At 71.4% G+C, this 19,759-nt stretch carries 19 protein-coding genes and 1 riboswitch; of the genes, 13 read left to right on the top strand and 6 right to left on the bottom strand.

Annotated elements, in window-relative coordinates:
* Nucleotides 1-103 precede the first annotated feature (103 nt).
* The 6 genes from ACYVO7_RS09800 to ACYVO7_RS09775 all read left to right on the top strand — a co-directional run bounded on the left by ACYVO7_RS09800 (nt 104) and on the right by ACYVO7_RS09775 (nt 6,391).
* On the top strand, nt 104-1,657 hold the full coding sequence (locus tag ACYVO7_RS09800) for an ATPase domain-containing protein (protein ID WP_460449654.1): 1,554 nt from the start codon (nt 104-106) through the stop codon (nt 1,655-1,657).
* Entirely contained in the window at nt 1,650-3,311 is a 1,662-nt protein-coding gene (locus ACYVO7_RS09795) for an ATP-binding protein (protein WP_460449653.1), read from the top strand. Before ACYVO7_RS09800 ends, ACYVO7_RS09795 begins: the two co-directional genes overlap by 8 nt.
* Before the next feature lie 68 nt (nt 3,312-3,379).
* Nucleotides 3,380-3,628: a DUF6894 family protein gene (locus ACYVO7_RS09790; RefSeq protein ID WP_460449652.1), complete on the top strand. Its 249-nt coding sequence runs from the start codon at nt 3,380-3,382 to the stop codon at nt 3,626-3,628.
* A 139-nt stretch (nt 3,629-3,767) separates the two neighbouring features.
* Complete coding sequence (locus ACYVO7_RS09785) at nt 3,768-5,150, top strand: sensor histidine kinase (RefSeq protein ID WP_460449651.1); 1,383 nt, start codon at nt 3,768-3,770, stop codon at nt 5,148-5,150.
* Nucleotides 5,147-5,545 (top strand): response regulator, encoded by a 399-nt coding sequence (locus ACYVO7_RS09780; protein ID WP_460449650.1) that lies wholly within the window; start codon nt 5,147-5,149, stop codon nt 5,543-5,545. The genes ACYVO7_RS09785 and ACYVO7_RS09780 overlap by 4 nt, the downstream gene beginning before the upstream one ends.
* Nucleotides 5,546-5,671: 126 nt before the next feature.
* Nucleotides 5,672-6,391 carry a Crp/Fnr family transcriptional regulator gene (locus ACYVO7_RS09775; protein ID WP_460449649.1) on the top strand — a complete coding sequence of 240 codons (720 nt, stop codon included), beginning with the start codon at nt 5,672-5,674 and terminating at the stop codon, nt 6,389-6,391.
* A gap of 19 nt (nt 6,392-6,410) precedes the next feature.
* Here ACYVO7_RS09775 and ACYVO7_RS09770 read toward each other — a convergent pair whose 3' ends face one another.
* Nucleotides 6,411-6,806 (bottom strand): thiol-disulfide oxidoreductase DCC family protein, encoded by a 396-nt coding sequence (locus ACYVO7_RS09770; protein ID WP_460449648.1) that lies wholly within the window; start codon nt 6,804-6,806, stop codon nt 6,411-6,413.
* Nucleotides 6,796-7,752, bottom strand: coding sequence for an NAD(P)/FAD-dependent oxidoreductase (locus ACYVO7_RS09765; RefSeq protein WP_460449647.1), 957 nt, complete (start codon nt 7,750-7,752; stop codon nt 6,796-6,798). Before ACYVO7_RS09765 ends, ACYVO7_RS09770 begins: the two co-directional genes overlap by 11 nt.
* Nucleotides 7,753-8,126: 374 nt before the next feature.
* On the opposite strand from ACYVO7_RS09765, the gene ACYVO7_RS09760 reads away from it, so the two are divergent.
* From ACYVO7_RS09760 to ACYVO7_RS09750, 3 genes are all read left to right on the top strand, one after another.
* Entirely contained in the window at nt 8,127-9,986 is a 1,860-nt protein-coding gene (locus tag ACYVO7_RS09760) for a chloride channel protein (protein ID WP_460449646.1), read from the top strand.
* 91 nt (nt 9,987-10,077) lie between these two features.
* Nucleotides 10,078-11,061: a tripartite tricarboxylate transporter substrate binding protein gene (locus ACYVO7_RS09755; RefSeq protein WP_460449645.1), complete on the top strand. Its 984-nt coding sequence runs from the start codon at nt 10,078-10,080 to the stop codon at nt 11,059-11,061.
* Nucleotides 11,058-11,414, top strand: a complete 357-nt coding sequence (locus ACYVO7_RS09750; RefSeq protein WP_460449644.1) for a hypothetical protein — start codon at nt 11,058-11,060, stop codon at nt 11,412-11,414. Before ACYVO7_RS09755 ends, ACYVO7_RS09750 begins: the two co-directional genes overlap by 4 nt.
* Here the strand turns inward: ACYVO7_RS09750 and ACYVO7_RS09745 are convergent.
* The 3 genes from ACYVO7_RS09745 to ACYVO7_RS09735 all read right to left on the bottom strand — a co-directional run bounded on the left by ACYVO7_RS09745 (nt 11,340) and on the right by ACYVO7_RS09735 (nt 13,490).
* A complete protein-coding gene (locus ACYVO7_RS09745) occupies nt 11,340-12,083 on the bottom strand; it encodes a CbtA family protein (RefSeq protein ID WP_460449643.1) in 744 nt (247 codons plus the stop codon). The genes ACYVO7_RS09750 and ACYVO7_RS09745 overlap by 75 nt on opposite strands.
* 9 nt (nt 12,084-12,092) lie before the next feature.
* Nucleotides 12,093-12,278, bottom strand: coding sequence for a CbtB domain-containing protein (locus tag ACYVO7_RS09740; protein WP_460449642.1), 186 nt, complete (start codon nt 12,276-12,278; stop codon nt 12,093-12,095).
* A 95-nt stretch (nt 12,279-12,373) separates the two neighbouring features.
* Nucleotides 12,374-12,568: riboswitch (cobalamin riboswitch) on the bottom strand.
* A gap of 58 nt (nt 12,569-12,626) precedes the next feature.
* Entirely contained in the window at nt 12,627-13,490 is an 864-nt protein-coding gene (locus ACYVO7_RS09735) for an SDR family NAD(P)-dependent oxidoreductase (RefSeq protein WP_460449641.1), read from the bottom strand.
* A 153-nt stretch (nt 13,491-13,643) separates the two neighbouring features.
* Here ACYVO7_RS09735 and abc-f point away from each other — a divergent pair, with 153 nt between their 5' ends.
* From abc-f to ACYVO7_RS09715, 4 genes are all read left to right on the top strand, one after another.
* The gene (abc-f, locus tag ACYVO7_RS09730) at nt 13,644-15,266 is read left to right on the top strand and encodes a ribosomal protection-like ABC-F family protein (RefSeq protein WP_460449640.1); all 1,623 of its coding nucleotides are present in this window, start codon (nt 13,644-13,646) and stop codon (nt 15,264-15,266) included.
* Between the two features lie 189 nt (nt 15,267-15,455).
* On the top strand, nt 15,456-16,490 hold the full coding sequence (locus ACYVO7_RS09725; protein WP_460449639.1) for a sugar ABC transporter substrate-binding protein: 1,035 nt from the start codon (nt 15,456-15,458) through the stop codon (nt 16,488-16,490).
* Nucleotides 16,491-16,503: 13 nt separating this feature from the next.
* Nucleotides 16,504-18,003 carry a sugar ABC transporter ATP-binding protein gene (locus ACYVO7_RS09720; RefSeq protein WP_460449638.1) on the top strand — a complete coding sequence of 500 codons (1,500 nt, stop codon included), beginning with the start codon at nt 16,504-16,506 and terminating at the stop codon, nt 18,001-18,003.
* A gap of 61 nt (nt 18,004-18,064) precedes the next feature.
* Entirely contained in the window at nt 18,065-19,099 is a 1,035-nt protein-coding gene (locus ACYVO7_RS09715) for an ABC transporter permease (RefSeq protein ID WP_460449637.1), read from the top strand.
* A gap of 59 nt (nt 19,100-19,158) precedes the next feature.
* On the opposite strand, the gene ACYVO7_RS09710 is transcribed toward ACYVO7_RS09715, so the two are convergent.
* A complete protein-coding gene (locus ACYVO7_RS09710) occupies nt 19,159-19,686 on the bottom strand; it encodes a hypothetical protein (protein WP_460449636.1) in 528 nt (175 codons plus the stop codon).
* Nucleotides 19,687-19,759 lie beyond the last annotated feature (73 nt).

The raw sequence follows: 19,759 nt of genomic DNA, 5'->3' as shown, positions 1-19,759 counted from the left end.
AAGCTTCCGGCGGCCTGACAGCTTGGGGCGATCTGGGCGCGTCGGTTTCGAGAGCCGCCGCGCCGGCCCGCTCGGGCTTCCCCCAGCCCAGGACTCCGCGTTCGTGACGTCACAAGACACCGTCAAATCCTTCACCCCAGCGCCGCGCACCACCACAGGCGTCGACGGGCTGGATTCCATCCTCGGCGGCGGGATTACGCCGCACCGCATGTATCTGGTCGAGGGAACGCCCGGAACGGGCAAGACCACCCTCGCCCTGCAGTTCCTGCTCGCGGGCGAGGCGTGCGGCGAGAACGGCCTCTACATCACGCTGTCGGAGACCGCGCCCGAATTGCGGGCCGTGGCGGAGACGCATGGCTGGAGCCTCGACGATCTCGACCTGTTCGAGCTCGTGCCGGAGGCCGGGCTGGACCCGGAGCGCGAGCAGACCCTCCTGCATCCGTCGGACGTCGAGCTGGGCGAGACGGTTCGGGGCGTCATGGAGCGCGTGGAGGCCCTGAAGCCCCACAGGGTCGTGCTGGACAGCCTCTCCGAGCTGAGGCTCCTGGCCCAGAACCCGCTGCGCTATCGCCGCCAGATCCTGGCGCTCAAGCACTTCTTCGCCAACAAGGCCTGCACCGTGCTGGTCCTGGACGACCGAACGTCCGAGCCCGGCGACCTGCAGCTGCACAGCATCGCCCACGGGGTGATCTCGCTGGACCAGTCCGCCACCGGGTTCGGCGCGGAACGCCGGCGCCTGCGCATCGTCAAGATGCGCGGCGTGCAGTACAGCGGCGGCTACCACGACATGTCGATCGTCACGGGCGGGCTTTGCGTCTATCCGCGCCTGATCGCGGCCGAACACCCCGGCGGAGCGCCGTCCGAGGTGCTGGCCACCACCGTGACGGGGCTCGACGCCTTGCTGGGCGGAGGGCTCGTGCCCGGGACCACGACGCTGCTCAGCGGACCCGCGGGCGTGGGCAAGACCACCACTGCGGTGCGCTGCATGCTCTCGGCGCTGCAGAAGGGCCAGAACGCCGCCTTCTTCCTCTTCGACGAGCGGCTGCCGACGCTGCTGCTGCGCTCCGCCGCGCTGGGGATGGACCTCGCCCCCTTCGTGAAGAACGGGCAGCTCAACATCCGGCAGATCGACCCGGCGGAGCTCTCGCCCGGCGAGTTCGCGGTCGCGGTGCGCACGGCGGTGGAGCGCGACGAGGCCAAGGTCGTGGTGGTGGACAGCCTCAACGCCTATCTGCAGGCCATGCCGGAAGACCGGCACCTGACCCTGCAGATGCACGAGCTTCTGTCCTATCTGGGCCAGCAGGATGTGCTGACCATCATGATCCTCGGCCAGCACGGCCTCGTCGGCGACATACGCTCGGACGTGGATCTCAGCTATCTGGCCGACACGGTTCTGCTGCTGCGCTTCTTCGAGGCCAGCGGCGAGGTGCGCAAGGCGATCTCGGTGATCAAGACCCGCACCACCGACCACGAACGCACGATCCGGGAGTTTCGGGTGGACTCGAGCGGCCTGACCGTCGGCGAGCCGCTGCGGGACTTCCAGGGCATCCTGTCGGGAGCCCCGATCTACCACGGGGACGCGACGCTGCTCGAGAACCGAGCCGCGGCCGCCTCCCACGCGCTGGGCCAGTCCGCGGACGGCGTGCGCGATGGATGACGTCGTCCTGATCCTGACGCCGCGCGGGCGCGATGCGGCCGTCGCGGCGGATCTCCTGCGCCGGCATGGCGTCTCCACCCGGGTCTGCGCCGACATCGACGACCTGAGCGCCGCGCTCGCCTCCGGGGCCGGCGCCGCTGTCGCGTCCGAGGAGGCCCTGAACGCGGGCGATCTTCGCGGGGTGCTGGACTGGCTGGAGCGCCAGCCGCCCTGGTCGGACTTTCCGTTCATCGTGTTGGCCAACGGCGACAAGGGCCTGCGCGCCGCGCGGGCGCAGGAAACCCTGGACCTGCTGCGCAACGTCGTGCTGCTCGAGCGGCCGCTCCACGCCGAGAGCCTCGTGCGGGCCGTCCGGTCCGCGCTGAACGCCCGGCGGCGGCAGTACGAGGCGCGCGACAGCCTCGCCCGCTCGCGGGAGGAGCTGGAGCGGCTCGTCGCCGAACGCACGCGCGAGCGCGAGGAGGCGCTCGCCCAGCTGCACGAGGCCCAGAAGCTGGAGACGATCGGCCAGCTGACCGGCGGCGTGGCGCATGACTTCAACAACCTGCTGACGCCCGTGATGGGCAACCTGGACCTGCTGCGCCGCCGCATCGCGGCCGACGATCCGCGCTCGCAAAGGCTGATCGAGAACGCCCTCCAGGCGTCGAGTCGGGCCGCCACGCTGGTGCAGCGCCTGCTGGCCTTCGCGCGGCGGCAGGACCTGCAGCCGAGCGCCGTGGACGTCGCCGGACTGCTGGCCGGCATCGAGGACCTGATCGCGCGCTCGATCGGCCCCACGATCGTGGTCGAGGTGGAGGCGTCCGCCGAGCTACCGGCCGCGCGCGTCGATCCGAGCCAGCTCGAGCTGGCGCTCCTGAACCTCGCCATCAACGCCCGCGACGCCATGCCGGGCGGCGGCAGGCTGACCATCGCGGCGACCTTCGAGGAGGTCGGCCCCGAGAGCCGCCATCGCGTCAAGGAAGGCGGCTATGTCAGGCTCAGCGTCGCCGACACGGGCGTCGGAATGGACGCCAGCACGCTGAAGCGGGCGGTCGAACCGTTCTTCTCCACCAAGGGCCTGGGCAAGGGGACCGGCCTGGGCCTGTCCATGGTGCACGGCCTCGCGGCGCAGTCGGGCGGCGCGCTGACGCTGTCCAGCACGCCCGGGCTGGGGACGCGGGCGGAGCTGTGGCTGCCCATCGCCGACGAGGAGGCCGCCGCGAGCGAGAAGCCGCAGGCGGACGCGCCGCGCGCCGTGGGCGCGGCCACGGTGCTGCTCGTCGACGACGAGGACCTGGTGAGGCTCGGCACCGCCGACATGCTGGCCGACCTCGGCTATTCGGTGCTGCAGGCCGGGTCGGGCGCGGAAGCGCTCCGGCTGATGCGCAGCGAGGCGGGCGACATCGACATCATCGTCAGCGACTACCTGATGCCCGGCATGAACGGCGCCGACTTGATCGTGGAAGCGCGCCGCCTCAGGCCCGAGCTTCCGGGGCTGCTGGTCACCGGCTACACAAACCTCACCCAGGGGCCGGGCGCCGATCTTCCACGCCTGTCGAAGCCCTTCCGCCAGACGGAGCTGGCCACCCGGATCGCCGAGCTGGTCGAGGCCGCGCGTTCAAGGCCGGCCACGGTCTCCGTCCTGGCCAGGCCCGCGCCCCGGTCGCGCAGCTGACATCGCTGATCTTTTCGTCGGAACGGCCCCACGGCGCTCGCGTTGATGCGACAAGGAGCCACAAGGGCATGCCGCGTTTCCACATCAACATCTGGCGGGGGCGGGAACGGATACTGGACATCCAGGGGCGCTCGTTCCGATCGGAGGGCGACGCCCGCGATTTCGCCCTGAGGGAATGCAGAGCCCTGGCGAACGACGAAATCACGGAGGTCGACCGCGGCCGCTGGAAAATCGAATTGACCGACGCCGCCTCCCATCGGGTCGAGCTTCTCTCGCTGCCTGACTGCGAGCAGGACAACAATCGGCCGGCCTGTTGATGGCGCGCCTTGGCCCGGGCGCGTCCGGCGGGCGGGTGCGGTTTCGCCCCGCGGCTCATGCGCGTGCACAGGCTCGTGGAACCTGCGCCCCGGCCGCGGCTTTCAGTGCGGTGCCCCCGCAGCAAAGCCCCACCGCGACATGAACGAACGCCCGCCCAGCGCTGCGATTCCGTCTGAAACGCGTCAAGACGAACTGCTGCGCCTGGTCGCGGAGAGCGCCGTCGATTTTGCGATCTTCACCGTCGACCAGACGGGCGTCGTCACGAGCTGGAACATCGGCGCGGCGCGCATGACCGGGTACGACGCCGCCGAGATCATCGGCCGGAACGGCGACGTCCTGTTCACGCCCGAAGACCGCGCCGCCGGCGCGCCGGAGAAAGAGCGCGAAGGGGCGCGAACCCACGGCCGCGCCGAGGACGAGCGCTGGCACGTCCGCAAGGACGGCTCCCGGTTCTGGGGCTCCGGGCTGGTGACGCCGCTGAGCGACGGCTCGGGCTTCGCCAAGATCATGCGCGACCGGACCGAGCAGCACGCCAGCGGACAGTCGCTTCGGGAAAGCGAGGCGCGGTTCCGGGTCCTGGCGACCCGCATCCCCCAGCTGGTGTTCCGGTGCAGGTCGGATGGTCACCGGACGTGGGGCAGCCCGCAATGGGAGGTCTACGCCGGGATGTCGGATGCGCAGAGCCGTGGCTTCGACTGGCTCAAGGCCGTGCATCCGGACGACCGGGACCTGACCCGCGCGGCCTGGCGAGAGGCCCAGGAGACCGGGGAATACTCCGTGGAGCATCGCATCCTGAGGGTCGCGGACCACGAATATCGATGGCACCGGACCCGCGCCAACCCGACGACCGACGGCCCGCTCGACACGGCCGAATGGGTCGGCACGTCGACGGACATCAACAATCTTCGCCTGCTGCAGGAGCGGCAGGCCGTGCTGCTGGCGGAGCTCCAGCACCGCACGAGAAATCTCTTGGCGGTCGTGCAGTCGATCGCGCGCAAGACGCTCGCCAAGGGCGGCGACCTGGCCCAGTTCGCCGAGGAGTTCGAGGGACGGCTGCGCGCCCTCTCCCGGGTCCAGAGCCTGACCGAGAGCGCGGGCCACGACAGGATCTCGCTGCGCCAGCTGATCGAGGCGGAGCTCGACGCGCATGCGCCGGATCCCGAACGGGTGAGCGTGGCGGGGCCGCCCATCACGCTGCCGGCCTCGTCGGCGCAAACCGTCGCGCTGGCGGTGCACGAACTGGCCACCAACGCCCTGAAGCATGGCGCGCTCGGCGACCAGGGCGGCCTCTTGACGGTGGACTGGTCGCTGGTTCCGCCGGACGACCCGAAGCGCCTGCAGCTCGATTGGCGGGAAACGCGTGTGAAAATGCATCGCAAGACTGGACGGAAAGGCTACGGGAGCGAGTTGATCGAAAAGGCGCTCCCCTACCAGTTGCAGGCCAAGACGTCGCTGACCTTCGGTCCGGACGGCGTGAGCTGTCGCATCGAACTGCCATTGGGGAAGGACATGGACCGATGAGCGGCGTGGCCCCATTGAAGCTGCGGCCCCGGCGGGTGCTGGTCGTCGAGGACGAGTATCTCCTGGCGGTCGATCTGGCGCGGTCGCTGGAGCGGTTCGGCGCGGAGGTGCTGGGCCCCGTCGCCACGGTCGAGGAGGCGCTCGCCGTGATCAAGGAGGCCAAGGTGATCGACGGCGCCGTGCTCGACATCAACCTCAACGGGGTGCCGGTCTATCCCGTCGCCGAAGCGCTGCAGCAACGCGGGGCGCCCTTCATCTTCGCCTCCGGCTATGACGCGACGGCCGTGCCGGCCCGGTTCGACTCCATCCCGCGCGTGCCCAAGCCGGTGGACACCGAAGCGCTGGCTCGACGGCTGATGGCGTTCACGATCACCGACGCCGGCCCGGACGATTGAGAACGCAGCCCGTACCAAATTGTACAGGCGGAGGCGCGACTGGGTGTAAGGTGGAGAGGATGACGCGACGGACGAGTGCGATCGGCTGAGGCGTGACCGCTCCCGCCAGCACAGCGGGAGACGCCGATGAACAACCATCCCGACCAGGCCTGGCTCCGCAACGCGCTGCTCACGGCGCTGTCGCCGGCGGATTTCTCGTCGATCCGGGACCACCTCGAGCCGGTGGTCCTGACGCGGCGGATGACGCTGATCCATCCGGACCGGGACATCGACTACATCTACTTCATCGAGCGAGGGCTCGGGTCCATCGTGGCCGGCTTCCCCGAGGGCGAGCGGATCGAAGTCGCGATCGTCGGGCGCGAGGGGTTCGTCGGCGTCCCGGTGGCGCTGGGCGTGCCGCGCACGCCGCACGAATGCTTCGTGCAGGCCGCCGGAAACGCCCATCGCATCCGGTCCTCATGCCTGGAGGCGGCGATGCGCGAGGCGCCCGGCCTGCGCGACCTCCTGTTGCGCTTCGTCCACGTCCAGACCGTCCAGATGGCCTGCACGGCGCTGGCCCACGGCTCTTTCAACCTCGACGTGCGGCTCGCCCGGTGGCTCCTGATGTGCCAGGACCGCTTGGGCGGGGACGAGGTCCCGCTGGTGCATGATTTCATCGCCATCATGCTGGGGGTGCGCCGCGCCGGCGTCACGACGACGCTTCACGTGCTGGAAGGCGGCGGCATGATCCGCTCGACGCGCGGCCTCATCACCATCACCGACCGTCCCAAGCTCCGGGAGGCGGCTCGCGAGAGCTATGGCGTCGCCGAGCACGAGTATGCGCGGGTGATGGGCGAACTGCGCTAGCAGCGGCCGCTCGTCCGCGTCAGCCAGGGCCGGACCGCCTGGATTGGATGATCCGGACGGCTTTCGACAACCAGGGCCGGACCGGCAGGAAGCACCGGTAGGCCCCTTCCAGCAGGCGCATGATCCCCGGCGCCCCGGCGAGGCGGGCCGCCCAGCGCCAGCGCGGGAGGGCGCGCCAGACGTCGGCGAAAGCGGCCGCGCCGGAGACGAGCGCGCCGTCCGCCCGCCGCACATGGAAGCGGGCCATCGCGGCCGTGCGGTCGAGGTCCGGACCCGGCGCAGCCGCCGGATCGGAGACGTCGGCGAAGCGCAGCCTCTCGGCCCCCTCCTGCCGGGCGTAATGCGCGATCTCCATTCGGCAGAGCGGGCAGGAGCCGTCGTAATAGACGGTGAGGCGGGGCTCCTCAGCGGCCATCGCGGCCTCCGAAGTCCCGCGCCATGGCGAAGGCCAGCGCTTCGCCGCTGTCGAAGGCCGCCTCGACCCGCGGTCCGATGCACCAGTCGCCGCAGGCTCCGACGCGGGCCACGGAGTCCCACAGGAAGGGCTCGCCCGCCGGCCTGTCGACGAGGGCGTAGCGCCACCGATGCGCCGCCGCGTAACGGGGCGTCGCGGCGGCGCCCGTCAGCTGGCGCACGCGCGCCAGGAGGGCGGCCTGCACGGTCTCGGGCGCGTCCTCCAGATGGGCGCGGGACCAGGCCGGCGTCGCGTGCGCCACGAGGGTTTCGGCCCCGAGCGGACGTCCGGGCTTGGTGGAATCGCGCGCGATCCAGGCCAGGACATCGTCGTCCGGCCGCAGGCTGGCGGCCGCAAGGCCGATCGGGGCGTCGAACGCCAGCAGCAGCGCCCAGCAGGGCGCGTATCGGGCGGACTGCATCCCGGGCCAGCCGAGGCCGGCGGACGCGGCGATCGGGACCGCCTGCGGAGCCGGCGTCGCCAAGACGACGGCCGCGAACGGTCCATCCAGCGCGTCGCCGTCCGGTCCGCGTCCGCTCAGGCTCCAGCCGTCCGGGCCGCGCCGCAAGGCTGCGACGGTCCGCCCCTGCGTGACGGCCAGGCCCTCGGCCAGCGCGCGGGCCGGCGCGGTCATCGCCGCCGTTCCGACGAACCAGCCCGGCGCCCACTCGGCCGCTCGCCCGTCCAGGGCCCATAGTTCGGCCTGGGCCCTGAACCGCTCGCCCCTGGCGGTGAAATATTGCGCGCCGTGGTCGAACTGCAGGCCGTCCGCGCGCCGCGTCGCCATGCGGCCGCCCACGCCCCGGCTCTTGTCGAACAGCGTCAAGTCGAAGCCCTGGCCCGCCAGGACCCGCGCGGCCGCGAGGCCGGCGACGCCCGCGCCCACGATGGCGATGCGATGTGTCATGGCGGCTCCACCCCGTTCCCGGGCGGTCTACGCAGCCGCGCGCCGGCTGGACCTGCCCGCCGGCGCGACGGCGCTTCTGACGTCCGTACGACCTGCGCTTCTGGCGCAAGCGCGCCATCCCGGGACCGATCTCCTCACCGCGCGTACCGGCGCCACACTGGCGCGCCGCGATCGTCGATGCGACATCTTCGTCATCGAGAGTGATCCTCAAAAAAAAGCGGTGCGGCTGCGGCTTCGCCATGGGACGGCTCGGCCCGCTCTGCGTTCCGCTTCTTTGGGCCCGCTCGTGTTGAGGCTTCCAGCATCGTGAACCATGACGCTGACCCCTGCCGCCGCCATGTCGGCCGCGCCCCGACCGCGCTGCGAGGCGGATCGTGAGGGGCGGACCTGTCGGCGCGATCTGGCGGAGCGGCCTCAGGCGCATTTCGCGGTGGCCGGGCCGGCGCCTGCCCACCGCCACGCCCGAGGCCGGGGCCGCCTTTGGGGGCTGGCGCAGGCTGTTCCGCAACCGTTCCGGCGCGCCGCTGGTCGTGCTGGCCAGCGCCTGCGCGGTCGGGCTGGCGGCGGGGGCCTGCGTCTTCGCGGTCCACAACATCGTCATCTGGCTGCAGCGCGCCAGCCTGGGCTTCGCCGCCGAGATGCGCGTCGCCGTGCCGGAGCACACGGCCCCCTGGCGGGTGGGCGCCGCCCTGCTGGCGGGCGCGCTTCTGGTCTCGCTGGCGACCTGGGCCACGTCCCGCCTGTCGGACCGGCCGCCCTCCGACGCCGTCGAGGCGAACGCCCTTCGGGGCGGCTATCTCACCTGGACGGACGGCTTCGCGGTGGTGATCCCGATCCTGGCGTCGGTGTCGTTCGGGGCTTCGGTGGGCGTGGAGGCGGCCGTCACGCAGGTCGGGGCGGTGCTGGCTTCCGTGCTGGGCCGCCGCCTCAAGCTGCCCCGGTCCGACCTGCGGCTCCTTGTCGGCGCGGGCGCGGCGGCCGCGATCTCGGCGGCCTATCAGGCCCCGATCGCCGGGATGCTGTACGCCTTCGAGCTGGTGCTGGGGAGCTACAACAAGCGCTCGCTGGCCCCGGTCGCCCTGGCGGCCCTGCTGGGGTTCGGGGCGGTGGCGGCGCTGGACGGCGGGCCGAAGCCCTTCATCATCCGGCAGACCGCATCGGCCCTGTGGGCCGACTTCCCGGTGGCGGCGCTGATCGGCGTCCTGGCCGCGCTGCTCGGCATCGGCGTCATGGTGCTGGTGGGCGGCGTCGAGCGGACGCTGGCCTCGCTCACGCGCTCGGAGACGCTGCGGCGCGTGCTGGGCGCCCTCGGGCTCGCCGCCCTGGCGTTCCTCGCGCCGGGCGTGCTGGGCAGCGGACACGCGGCCATCGACGAGGCGGTCAACGGGGAGATCGTCGGGCGCCTGGCGATCGGGCTCCTGGGCGCCAAGGCGCTGGCCTCCGCGCTCAGCCTGGGCGCGGGCTTCCGGGGCGGCCTGTTCAGCGCCTCGCTGTTCATCGGCGCGCTACTGGGACAGGCGGTGGCCTGGCTCTCCCAGCTCATCCCCTATGTGCCCGTGGCCAATCCCACATTGTGCGCGCTGGTCGGCATGGCGGCTCTCGGCGCCTGCATCATCGGCAGCCCCCTCGCGATGGCCTTCCTGGTGCTGGAGAGCACCGGAAACTACGAAGCCTCGCTCGTCGTGGCGCTCGGGACGGTGGTGTCGTCGCTCGTGACGGACAGGCTGTTCGGCTACAGCTTCGCGACGTGGCGGTTCCAGCAGCGCGGGCTCGCGCTGGAGGGCGGCCACGACATCAGCCGCCTGACGACGGTCGGCATCTCGGAGCTGATCAGGCCCGCCAAGTTCATCCTTCCGGCCAGCGCCTCGCTGGACCAGGTCGCCCGGGCGGTGTCCCACGCCGGCAACAAGGCGGTGGCCGTGCAGGACGACCATGGCCGGCTGCTCGGGCTGGTCGATCCGGCGCTCGTCGAGGTGGTCGAGAACGAGCCCGACCTTCCGCTCGCGGCGGCCGACCTGATCGGGACGCCCGTGGTGCGGGTGCCGCCCACGGCGACTTTGGCCGACGTGGTGGCCATCTTCGGCCAGGACGACCGCGGCGTGCTGCCCATCGTCGACCCGAAGCGTCCGGACCGTCTGCTCGGCGCGATCCGGTCGCGCGACGTGTTCCGCCTCTCGGCGTCCATCGCCGAGCAGCAGCGGCGCGAGGATCTCGGCCTGGTCGGGCGCCAGTGAGGGCCCGGAGCCCGTCTGGACCGGGAGCGGCCGAGAAGGCACGATGGTTCCGCGCAGGGCGCCCCCGCCTGCGCCAGACCAGGTGACCCCCATGGACAGACGACATTTCGTGGCCGGGCTCGGAGCGGCCTCAGCGCTCGCCCTTGCGCCCGCCGGCGCCCGCGCCCAGGCGAACTGGCCCAACCGCCCGATCATGATCATCGCGCCGTTCCCGCCCGGCGGGCAGGCCGATCTCGCCGCCCGGCCCGTGGCGGCCGCCCTGGAGAAGCTGCTCGGAAAGCCCGTGGTGGTGGAGAACCGGGCCGGGGCCGGAGGGGCCGTCGGCAACGCCGCGGCGGCGCACGCGCCGCCTGATGGGCACACGCTGCTGATGACGCTCTCCTCCCTGGCGGTGCTGCCCGAGTCGGCGCGCCTCTTCGACCGGGCGCCCTCCTACGAGGTGGACCAGCTCGTCCCGATCGGGCGCGTGCTGGCGGACCCGACCCTCCTGGCCGTGCCGGCGAGCGCGCCGTGGCGAAGCGTGCAGGACCTCGTCAACGACGCGAAATCCCGGCCGGGGGCCATCCCGTACGGCTCCTCCGGGAGCTATGGCACGCTGCATGTCGCCATGGAGATGTTCGCCGCATCGGCCGGCATCAAGCTCCTGCACGTGCCTTATCGGGGCGCGGGGCCGGCGCTGAACGATCTCCTGTCCGGGCAGATCCAGGCGATCGCCTCCGCGCCGGGGGTGCTGAAGCCCCATGCGGACGCCGGCGCGTTGCGCGTGCTGGCCAATTGGGGCGCGAGCCGGGTCGCCGAATTCCCCGACACGCCCACCTTCCAGGAGCTGGGCTACCCTGACGTCGAATTCTACATCTGGGCCGGGCTGTTCGCCCCGAAGGGCGTGCCCGAACCCATCCTGGCGCGGCTGCGGGGGGCGCTGCAGACGGTGATGAGCGACCCCGAGACCCTGAAGATCTTCGAGCGGGCCGGAAGCCCGCCAGCCTACCAGGACGCGGACGCCTTCGCCCGCTTCGTGGCCTCCGACAGCGCGCGGCTGATTGTGGCGACGCGCAAGATCGGCAAGGTGGAATGACCGCGCCGGCGGCCTGGGGCCAGACGGCGGACGCGCTGGAGTTCCAGCCCGCCGGGCATGGCGCGGGGTGCCTCGTGCACCGCCGCGCTTTCCGGGTCCTGCTGGGGCGCGCGTCGACCGGGGAAGAGCCGCAAGCCGCCGATTGCCTGGCGTTCTACGGCCGGAACGCGGCGGCGTTCGACGCTGCGGCGGCGGACAAGATCGCCCGCCGGGGCCTGGCGCCGGCGGCGCGGTTCCATCTCACCAGCCGCGACGTGCGCCGGGCCATGGGCGACGCGTCAGGTCGTCAGGTCGCCGCGCCTGCCGAAACGCTGCAGGAAATGGCCGGTCAGCACGCCCAGCAGCGCCCATGAGATGAAGGTGGTGACCGTGACGGCCGCCACGAACTGGCGCGTCAGCGCCTCCGGCACGTTCGACGCGGCTTCGACCGCGTGAGGCGCGCCGATCACGTGCGGGAGGACGAGCAGGGCCGCCCCGATGGCGCTGGTCAGCGCCGTCCGGCCGAGCGCGATCAGCCCTAGGCCGCCTGCGGTGGCGGCCGCGGTCCCGATCCACCACGCCTGGCGGGCGACCAGATCGGCCGCGGGAGCGCCGGGGAGCTCCGGCGGCAATCCGAGGCCGGGCGCGATCACGAAGGCCGCGAAGCCGCCCATGCCCCAGAACAGGCCCTCCCGCCAGGTCGGCGGACGGCGCAGCAGCACGAGCGCCCCCGCGAGGCAGAGGCCGAAGCCCACCCATTCGACCACGTTGAACAGCGCCGTGTAGGCGTTGCGCTCGAGGCCGCTGGCGGGCTCCCAGGCCGCCGCGCCATGGTCATGCGCGGGCGTTCCGGCCGGATGCGCATGCACGGCCGAGGCTGGGGCGGCGGCGGGCGCGCGGGGCGCCGCCTCGGCCTGCTTCTCGTAGACCTCGGCCTTGTGGATCAGCGGAACGGCGCGGACATGCTGGACGGCCGTCACCGCCAAGCCGACCAGGAGTCCCGCCGCGGCTGCGGTGAAGACGATGGACCTGAAGACGGACACGGCAGACCCCTAGTGGCAGGGGAACGCGTTGGCGTGGCGCGTGTCGTGCGCGGCGTTGTGGACCGCGTCGATCTGCGAAAAGCCCGCAAAGCCGACGACGAAGACGCCGAGCAGAATGGCGAAAAGCGCCTGGATGGCGACGCCCGCTTCGATGCGGACCGGCGCGGCGACGTGTTGGGAGGCGTTCTGCAACATGATCTCACCCCGAGTTGCTCACCGGGGAGGAATGCGAAGGACGAAACGGCCGTGCACGCGCCCGGACCCTGCCGCACCTTCGGACGCCCCGCCCGAATTCCGATGTCGCGACGGCAGGTCTCCTGGCTTGCGGGTCGTCGCCCCGGCGCCCTTCCCAGCCCCGAAGGGCCAGTGGTCCACGCGCCGTCGCTCGCCGCTCACAGTTGCGGGGGCAGCCGCAGCATCGGGCTCTTCGCCTTCACTGCGTTCCCTTTTGATCCCCGAAGGGAACCGTCACGGCGCCACGATAGCCGCAGTCGCCTGCGCTTCATAGCCGGATCAGCGTCCGAGGCCGGTCTTTCTTCGCGGTCAGCCCGACGGGGTTCCGGCCTTCACGAAGGCCGCGAAGGCGTCCGCGTAGTCCGGATGCCAGCGCGACAGCGCCGGCCGGTTGCGGACGATGTCCTCGGCGGCCCAGAGGATCCGCCGTTCGTCCAGCTCGCGCGGGACGTCGTTGTCGGGGCAGAGGATGTAGAAGTCGCCCGCTTCCAGGCGGCCGAGCATGAAGTCGACCGTCTGCTCGGGCGTCCAGGCCGCGGCCGGCTTCACGGCGCGGCCCTTGGCGGTCAGGCCGGTGAAGACGAAGCCGGGGATCAGCAGGTGGGCGCTGATCCTGGCGCCTGGGATGTTGCGCAGCTCATGCGCCAGCGCCTCCGTGAAGACCTTCACGCCCGCCTTGGAGACATTGTAGGCCGGATCGCCCGGCGGCGTGGTGACGCCCTGCTTGGAGCCGGTGTTGACGATGAGCCCCGGCCGGCCGCGCTCGATCATCCCCGGACCGAACACCTGCGTCCCGTGAATGACGCCGAGGAGGTTGACGTCGAGGATGCGCCGCCACGCGTCCGGGTCGCCGAAGAGCGCGCTGCCGGGCTGGATCCCGGCGTTGTTCATGAGGAGGTCGACGCTTCCGAACCGCTCCAGGACGTCGGCTTCGAGCCGCTTCAGCGCGTCGCGGGAGCTGACGTCGGTCGCGCTCGCCATCACGTCCGCCGCGCCGCCCGGCGCCTGCGCCTCCACGTCGAGGGCGGCCTGCCGGAGCCGGTCCGACTCGACGTCCGCGATGCAGACCCTCATGCCGAGCCGGGCGAAGCGGGTCGCGGCCGCAAGGCCGATCCCTCCGGCCCCGCCGGTGACCACGGCGACCGCGCCGGATGTGAGAACGGGATGGGTCATGGGCGCCTCCTCGGGTGGAACACCGCATAGAACTCGGCCGCGATCGCCCCGCGTCAACGGGCCGGCCGCGATCCGTTTCGGCTCTTCGGCCCTTCCGCGCGGGGCCGACATGCCCTAAGCCGGCCCTGCACGAAGACAGGTCCCGCGAGCCCCATGATCCGACTCGAGAACATCAGCAAGCAGAACGGGCACCAGATCCTCTTCATCGAGGCGTCGGCGGCGCTCCAGCGGGGCGAGAAGATCGGGCTCGTCGGCCCCAACGGCGCGGGCAAGACGACGCTGTTTCGCATGGTCACCGGCCAGGAGGCGCCCGACGAGGGGCAGGTGGCGGTCGATCGGGGCGTCACCATCGGCTATTTCAGCCAGGACGTCGGCGAGATGGCGGGCCGCAGCGCCGCCGCCGAGGTGATGGACGGCGCGGGGCCGGTCAGCGTCGTGGCGGCGGAGCTTCGCGCGCTCGAGGCCGCCATGGCGGACCCCGATCAGGCCGACCGCATGGACGAGATCATCGAGCGCTATGGCGAGGTCCAGGCCCGCTTCGAGGAGCTCGACGGCTACGCCCTCGACGGCCGGGCGCGCGAGGTCCTGGCCGGCTTGAGCTTCACCGAGGCCATGATGGACGGCGACGTCGGGGCGCTGTCGGGCGGCTGGAAGATGCGCGTCGCGCTGGCCCGCATCCTGCTGATGCGGCCGGACGTGATGCTGCTGGACGAGCCCAGCAACCATCTCGACCTCGAAAGCCTGATCTGGCTGGAGGCGTTCCTCAAGGGCTATGAGGGCGCGCTCCTGATGACCTCGCACGACCGCGAGTTCATGAACCGCATCGTCAACAAGATCGTGGAGATCGATGGCGGCTCGCTGACCACCTATTCGGGCGACTACGCGTTCTACGAGCAGCAGCGGGCGCTCAACGAGAAGCAGCAGCAGGCGCAGTTCGAGCGCCAGCAGGCGATGCTGGCCAAGGAGATCAAGTTCATCGAGCGCTTCAAGGCGCGCGCCTCCCACGCCGCGCAGGTCCAGAGCCGCGTCAAGAAGCTGGAGAAGATCGACCGGGTCGAGCCCCCGAAGCGCCGGCAGACGGTGTCGTTCGATTTCCCGCCCGCGCCGCGCTCGGGCGACGACGTCGTCAGCCTCAAGAAGGTCCGCAAGCGCTATGGCGACCGCCGCATCTATGACGGGCTGGACTTCCAGGTCCGCCGCCGCGAGCGCTGGTGCGTGATGGGGGTCAACGGCGCCGGAAAGTCGACCCTCCTGAAGCTGGTGACCGGCTCCACGGCGCCGGACGACGGCTCCGTGGCCTTGGGCGGCAGCGTCAAGATGGGCTATTTCGCGCAGCACGCGATGGAGATCCTCGACGGCGAGCGCACGGTGTTCCAGTCCCTGGAGGACGCCTTCCCGCAGGCCGGGCAGGGTTCGCTGCGGGCGCTGGCCGGCTGCTTCGGCTTCTCCGGCGACGACGTGGAGAAGAAGTGCCGCGTGCTGTCGGGCGGCGAGAAGGCCCGGCTGGTGATGGCCCGCATGCTCTACGACCCGCCGAACTTCCTGGTGCTGGACGAGCCCACCAACCATCTCGACATGGCCACCAAGGAGATGCTGATCGCGGCGCTGGCCGACTACGAGGGCGCCATGCTGTTCGTCTCGCACGACCGGCATTTCCTGGGCGCCCTGTCCAACCGAGTGCTCGAACTGACCCCGGACGGCGTGCACCAGTATGGCGGCGGCTACGCCGAATACGTCGCCCGCACGGGCCAGGAGGCGCCCGGCCTGCGCGGCTGAGCCGCCGCGTCCGTCCGATGGCCTGCAGGGCGCGGCGCCCTGGGGCGCGAGCCGCGGACCGGCGTGCGCAATGCGCGGCGCGTGGAGCAGCCGCGCCGTCCACAGATCGCCCGTGACTCGGCCTGTGCGCCGTGCCAGCCTCACTCCCGATACCAGGCCGCAAAGGTCCGGATCTCAGTGGAGGAAACCATGACCCAAGACGATACCGTCGGGGCGTCCCGGCGCGGCCTCATGCTCGGTTCTGCGGCGGCGGCAGGGGCCGCCGCGCTCTTCGGCGGCATGGGGGTGAGCCCGTTCATGGCGGCCGCGATGGCCAAGGAGGCGGGCCGGTCCAGCAAGCCGTTGAAGGCCGCCTTCTCCAACGCCGGGCTTCAGGCCACGTGGTGCGCCCAGGGCAAGCAGGCCGCCGAATACTGGGGCAAGCTCTTCAACGTGGAAGTCACCTGGTTCGACGGCCAGCTCGACGCCGTGAAGCAGCGCTCCGCCATCGACAACATGGCCTCCCAGAAATGGGACTTCGTCGCCATCCAGGCCTTCGGCATCGGCACGCTGACAGCGCCCGTGAACCGCATGATCGAGGGCGGCACGCCCGTGATCGACATGGACACGCTGATCGCCCCGCTGGACTCCATCAACGTCCATACGTTCCTGGCGCCCGATAACGAGTTCATGGGCGCCTCCGTCACGCAGGCGCTCGTCGACGCCATCGGCGGCGAGGGCAAGGTGATCATGACCCAGGGCGCCCTTGGGCACACCGGCGCGCAGGGCCGGGCCCGAGGCTTCGACTCCGTGGTCAAGAAGTTCCCGAAGATCGAGGTGCTCGAGACGCAGCCGGCCGACTGGGACGTCACCAAGGCCGTGCGGCTCTGGGAATCCTACCTCACCAAGTACCCCAAGATCGACGCGGCCTTCTTCCACAACGACGACATGGCGCTCGCCGCCTACAACGTCATGAAGGCGAAAGGGCGCACCGAGATCAAGATCGGCGGCGTGGACGCCATGCCGCCCGCGATCGCGGCGGTGAGCGACGGGCGCATGTTCGCGACGGTGCGCAACCCCTCCTGCCGCATCCATGGCGGCGCGATCATCGCGGGCGTCGCGGCCGTGATGAACGGCGCCAAGACCGGAACCGACATCCCCAAGCACATCATCACCGACGGGCCGGTGGTCACCAAGGCCAACGCGGCCGGGATGGCCTGGATGGAAGAGCAGTTCCTGATCTGACGGGCGCCGCGCCATGGCGGTCGAGCCCATCCTGGAACTGGTCGGCATCTCCAAGGCGTTCGGCGGCGTCCAGGCGCTGCGGGACGTCGACCTGGCGCTCGCGCCGGGCGAGATCCACGGCCTGGTCGGCGAGAACGGCGCCGGCAAGAGCACGCTCATGAAGATCATCGCCGGAGCCCATCCGGACTTCGGCGGCGTCATGCGCGTGCGCGGGCGGGAGACCCGGTTCCGGGGCTCCCGCGACGCGCTCGCGGCGGGAATCGGCATGGTGCACCAGGAGCTCAGCATCGCGCCGGACCTGAGCGTGGCCGAGAACGTCTATCTCGGCGCGCAGCCGACCAACCGCTTCGGGCTGGTGGACTGGGGCGCGATGCGGCGCGGCGCGCGCGATCTCCTCGCCCGGCTCGGGCTGGACGTCGACGTCGACGCGCCGGCCGGGCTCCTGCCCATCGGCGTGCAGCAGCTCGTCGAGCTCGGCCGGGTGCTCTTCTCCGGGGCGGAGCTCATCATCCTGGACGAGCCGACTTCGGCCCTGTCGCCGCCCGAGACGGAGCGGCTCTTCGGCGTCCTGCGCCGCCTCAGGCAGGAGGGCCGCAGCATCGTCTTCATCTCGCATTTCCTGGACGACGTCCTGCGCGTCTCCGACGTGGTGTCGGTGTTCCGCAACGGCCGCAAGGTCGTGACCGAGCGGGTGTCTCCCGCCACCGACAAGGGCTGGCTGATCGCCCGCATGATCGGCCCGCACGCGGCCGACCTGGAGGAGAGCTGGACCGGGACGGTGCGCCTCGCGGGGCCTGGCGGCGCGGCCGTGGCTCTGGAGGCGATCGGGCTGACGCACGCGCCCGCCTTCAGGGACGTGAGCTTCCAGGTCAGGGCCGGCGAAGCGCTGGGCGTCTACGGCTATATGGGCTGCGGGCAGATCGAGCTGTCGCGCGCGCTCTTCGGCAAGCTGCAGCCGGGCGGAGGCGAAATCCGCATCGCCGGAAAGGCGGTCCGCCTGGGCAACACGGCGGACGCCAAGCGCGCCGGCGTGGCCTTCGTGCCGGAAAGCCGGCGCGCCATGCTGTTCGGCGAGGAGCCGATCTATCGCAACGTCTCGATCTCGATCCTGGAGACGATCTCGCGGCTCTGGCTGAAGCCGGACCGGGAGCGCGCCATCGCGAAGGGGCACATCCAGGCCCTGAACATCCGCGCGCCCGGGCCGGAGACCCGCCTCGGCGCGCTGTCGGGCGGCAACCAGCAGAAGGTGGCGCTGGCGCGCTGGCTCACCCGCCCGCCCAGGGTGCTGGTGCTGTGCGAGCCGACGCGCGGCATGGACGTGGGCGCCAAGGAGGACGTCGTGCGCATCGTGCGCTCGCTCAAGGAGCAGGGCATCGCCGTGATCGTCCTGTCGACCGAGCCCGAGACGGTGCTCTCCATGGCGGACCGCATCGTGGTTCTGCGCCGGGGCGAGATCGTCCAGGAATTCGCCGAGCGCGGCGTCTCCAAGGAGGACCTGCTGGCCGCCGCCTAGCCCTCCCGGCGCGCCCGGCCGGACCGCCCACCTCTTCGAGCCTGCCCAGGGGACCCCATCGATGGACGCGACGACGAAACCCGCAAGCCGGTCTCCCCTCGCCCAGCGCGCCGGCGGCTGGCTGGCCCAGCGCCTGCGCAACATCGCCCCCCTGTTGACCTTGCTGTTCCTGGTGCTGTTCTTCTCGGTCGCGAGCCCGTCCTTCGCGACCGTCGGCAATGTCTGGAACATCCTCCAGCAGGTCTCGGTGACCGGGATCATCGCGGTCGGGCTCACCTTCGTGATCCTCACGGCCGAGATCGACCTCAGCGTCGCGGCGGTGGCGAACGCCACCGGCATCGTGGTCGCGTTCTTCACCCTGCAGGACGCCAGCGTGAACATCGCGAACCTGCCCCTGCCGGGCTTCGCCGCCATCCTGCTGGCGCTCGCCGCCTGTGCGCTCCTCGGCCTCGTGACGGCGTTCGGGGTGACCCGGATCGGGATCCCGTCCTTCATCATGACGCTGGCGATGATGCAGATCGGCGCGGGCGTCAGCGCCCTGCTGGTGCGCGGCCAGATCGCCTATTCGGTGCCGCCGCTGATCGCCACACTGGGCTCCCGATCGTTCCTGGGGGTGCCCTGGATCGTCATCGTGGCGGCCCTCTTCCTGCTGGTCGCCCATGTGACGCTGACCTACACGCGCTTCGGCCGCTACGTCTACATGGTCGGCGGCAACCGGGAGGCGGCCGAGAACTCGGGCGTCAATGCGGGCCTTGTGGTGGGCGCGGCGCTGGTGATCTCGGCGGTGTGCTCCGGCGTCGCCGGCATGCTGGGCGTGGCCTATTTCGGCAGCGCCCAGCAGAACGAGTTCGACAGCTACCTGCTGGACGCCATCGCGGCCGTGGTGGTGGGCGGCACCAGCCTGTTCGGCGGGCGCGGCGGCATCGGCAACACGATCCTGGGGCTGTTCGTGCTCGGCGTGCTCAACAACGGCCTCGACCACGTCAACATCGACAGCTTCCTGAAGATCCTGATCCGCGGCCTCATCCTGCTGGCCGCCCTGATCATCAACGTCTACGCCGAGAGGCTCCGCACCGCCAGCCGCGGCGCCGCCTGAGAGGCGCGCCGCCGTCGGGCGAGCGGGGCCCGTCCCCTCCGGCGGGCCCGCGCCCCTCGTCAGCGCCAGTAGCGGCGGCCGCGCCAGGCCGCATGCCTCACATAGGCTGTCCGGTAGGCGGCGCGAGGGTAGTAGGCCGGTCCCCAATAGGCGTGCCGCCGGTAGACCCGGCGCGGGACGTAGTAGGTTCTGCGAACGACCACCACGCGGGGCGCCGCATAGACGGGCGCATAGCTGACTCCGTAATAGGGGTCAGCGACATACGGGTCCCAGTCATAGCCCGCGCCGTCATACAGACCGTCGTAGGGATAGCCGTAGCCATAGGCGGGGCTCGCCAGGACGGAGCCAATCGCGAGGCCGGTCAGCCCCGCCGCAAGCCCGGCTCCCCAGCCCCAGCCGCCGCCGCGCCACCCTCCCCAACCGCCGCCCCACCCGGCGTGCCCCCATCCGCCATGCCCCCATCCGCCATGGCCCCATCCGCCGCCCCAGTGTCCCCCGCCGCCCCGCCACTGGGCGGACGCGGGCGACGCGACGAGCAGGGCCTGCGCGACCACGGCCGCGAGGGCGCAAGCAGCAAGCTTCTTCATCACGACCTCCACTCCCGAAAGGCCGGGCCGCACAGGCGTGAACCCGGCAAATTCGATCGCAGCGCGCCGGAAA

The organism is Alsobacter sp. SYSU BS001988 (assembly GCF_054796215.1).
This window is presented reverse-complemented; position numbering and strand designations above follow the sequence as displayed.

Coding starts and splice junctions, on each gene's coding strand:
- ACYVO7_RS09725 (WP_460449639.1), top strand. CDS start 15,456: ATGACCCAAGACGATACCGTCGGGGCGTCCCGGCGCGGCCTCATGCTC.
- ACYVO7_RS09770 (WP_460449648.1), bottom strand. CDS start 6,806: ATGGCCGCTGAGGAGCCCCGCCTCACCGTCTATTACGACGGCTCCTGC.
- ACYVO7_RS09765 (WP_460449647.1), bottom strand. CDS start 7,752: ATGACACATCGCATCGCCATCGTGGGCGCGGGCGTCGCCGGCCTCGCG.
- ACYVO7_RS09755 (WP_460449645.1), top strand. CDS start 10,078: ATGGACAGACGACATTTCGTGGCCGGGCTCGGAGCGGCCTCAGCGCTC.
- ACYVO7_RS09715 (WP_460449637.1), top strand. CDS start 18,065: ATGGACGCGACGACGAAACCCGCAAGCCGGTCTCCCCTCGCCCAGCGC.
- ACYVO7_RS09785 (WP_460449651.1), top strand. CDS start 3,768: ATGAACGAACGCCCGCCCAGCGCTGCGATTCCGTCTGAAACGCGTCAA.
- ACYVO7_RS09740 (WP_460449642.1), bottom strand. CDS start 12,278: ATGTTGCAGAACGCCTCCCAACACGTCGCCGCGCCGGTCCGCATCGAA.
- ACYVO7_RS09720 (WP_460449638.1), top strand. CDS start 16,504: ATGGCGGTCGAGCCCATCCTGGAACTGGTCGGCATCTCCAAGGCGTTC.
- ACYVO7_RS09775 (WP_460449649.1), top strand. CDS start 5,672: ATGAACAACCATCCCGACCAGGCCTGGCTCCGCAACGCGCTGCTCACG.
- ACYVO7_RS09735 (WP_460449641.1), bottom strand. CDS start 13,490: ATGACCCATCCCGTTCTCACATCCGGCGCGGTCGCCGTGGTCACCGGC.
- ACYVO7_RS09790 (WP_460449652.1), top strand. CDS start 3,380: ATGCCGCGTTTCCACATCAACATCTGGCGGGGGCGGGAACGGATACTG.
- ACYVO7_RS09795 (WP_460449653.1), top strand. CDS start 1,650: ATGGATGACGTCGTCCTGATCCTGACGCCGCGCGGGCGCGATGCGGCC.
- abc-f (WP_460449640.1), top strand. CDS start 13,644: ATGATCCGACTCGAGAACATCAGCAAGCAGAACGGGCACCAGATCCTC.
- ACYVO7_RS09780 (WP_460449650.1), top strand. CDS start 5,147: ATGAGCGGCGTGGCCCCATTGAAGCTGCGGCCCCGGCGGGTGCTGGTC.
- ACYVO7_RS09710 (WP_460449636.1), bottom strand. CDS start 19,686: ATGAAGAAGCTTGCTGCTTGCGCCCTCGCGGCCGTGGTCGCGCAGGCC.
- ACYVO7_RS09750 (WP_460449644.1), top strand. CDS start 11,058: ATGACCGCGCCGGCGGCCTGGGGCCAGACGGCGGACGCGCTGGAGTTC.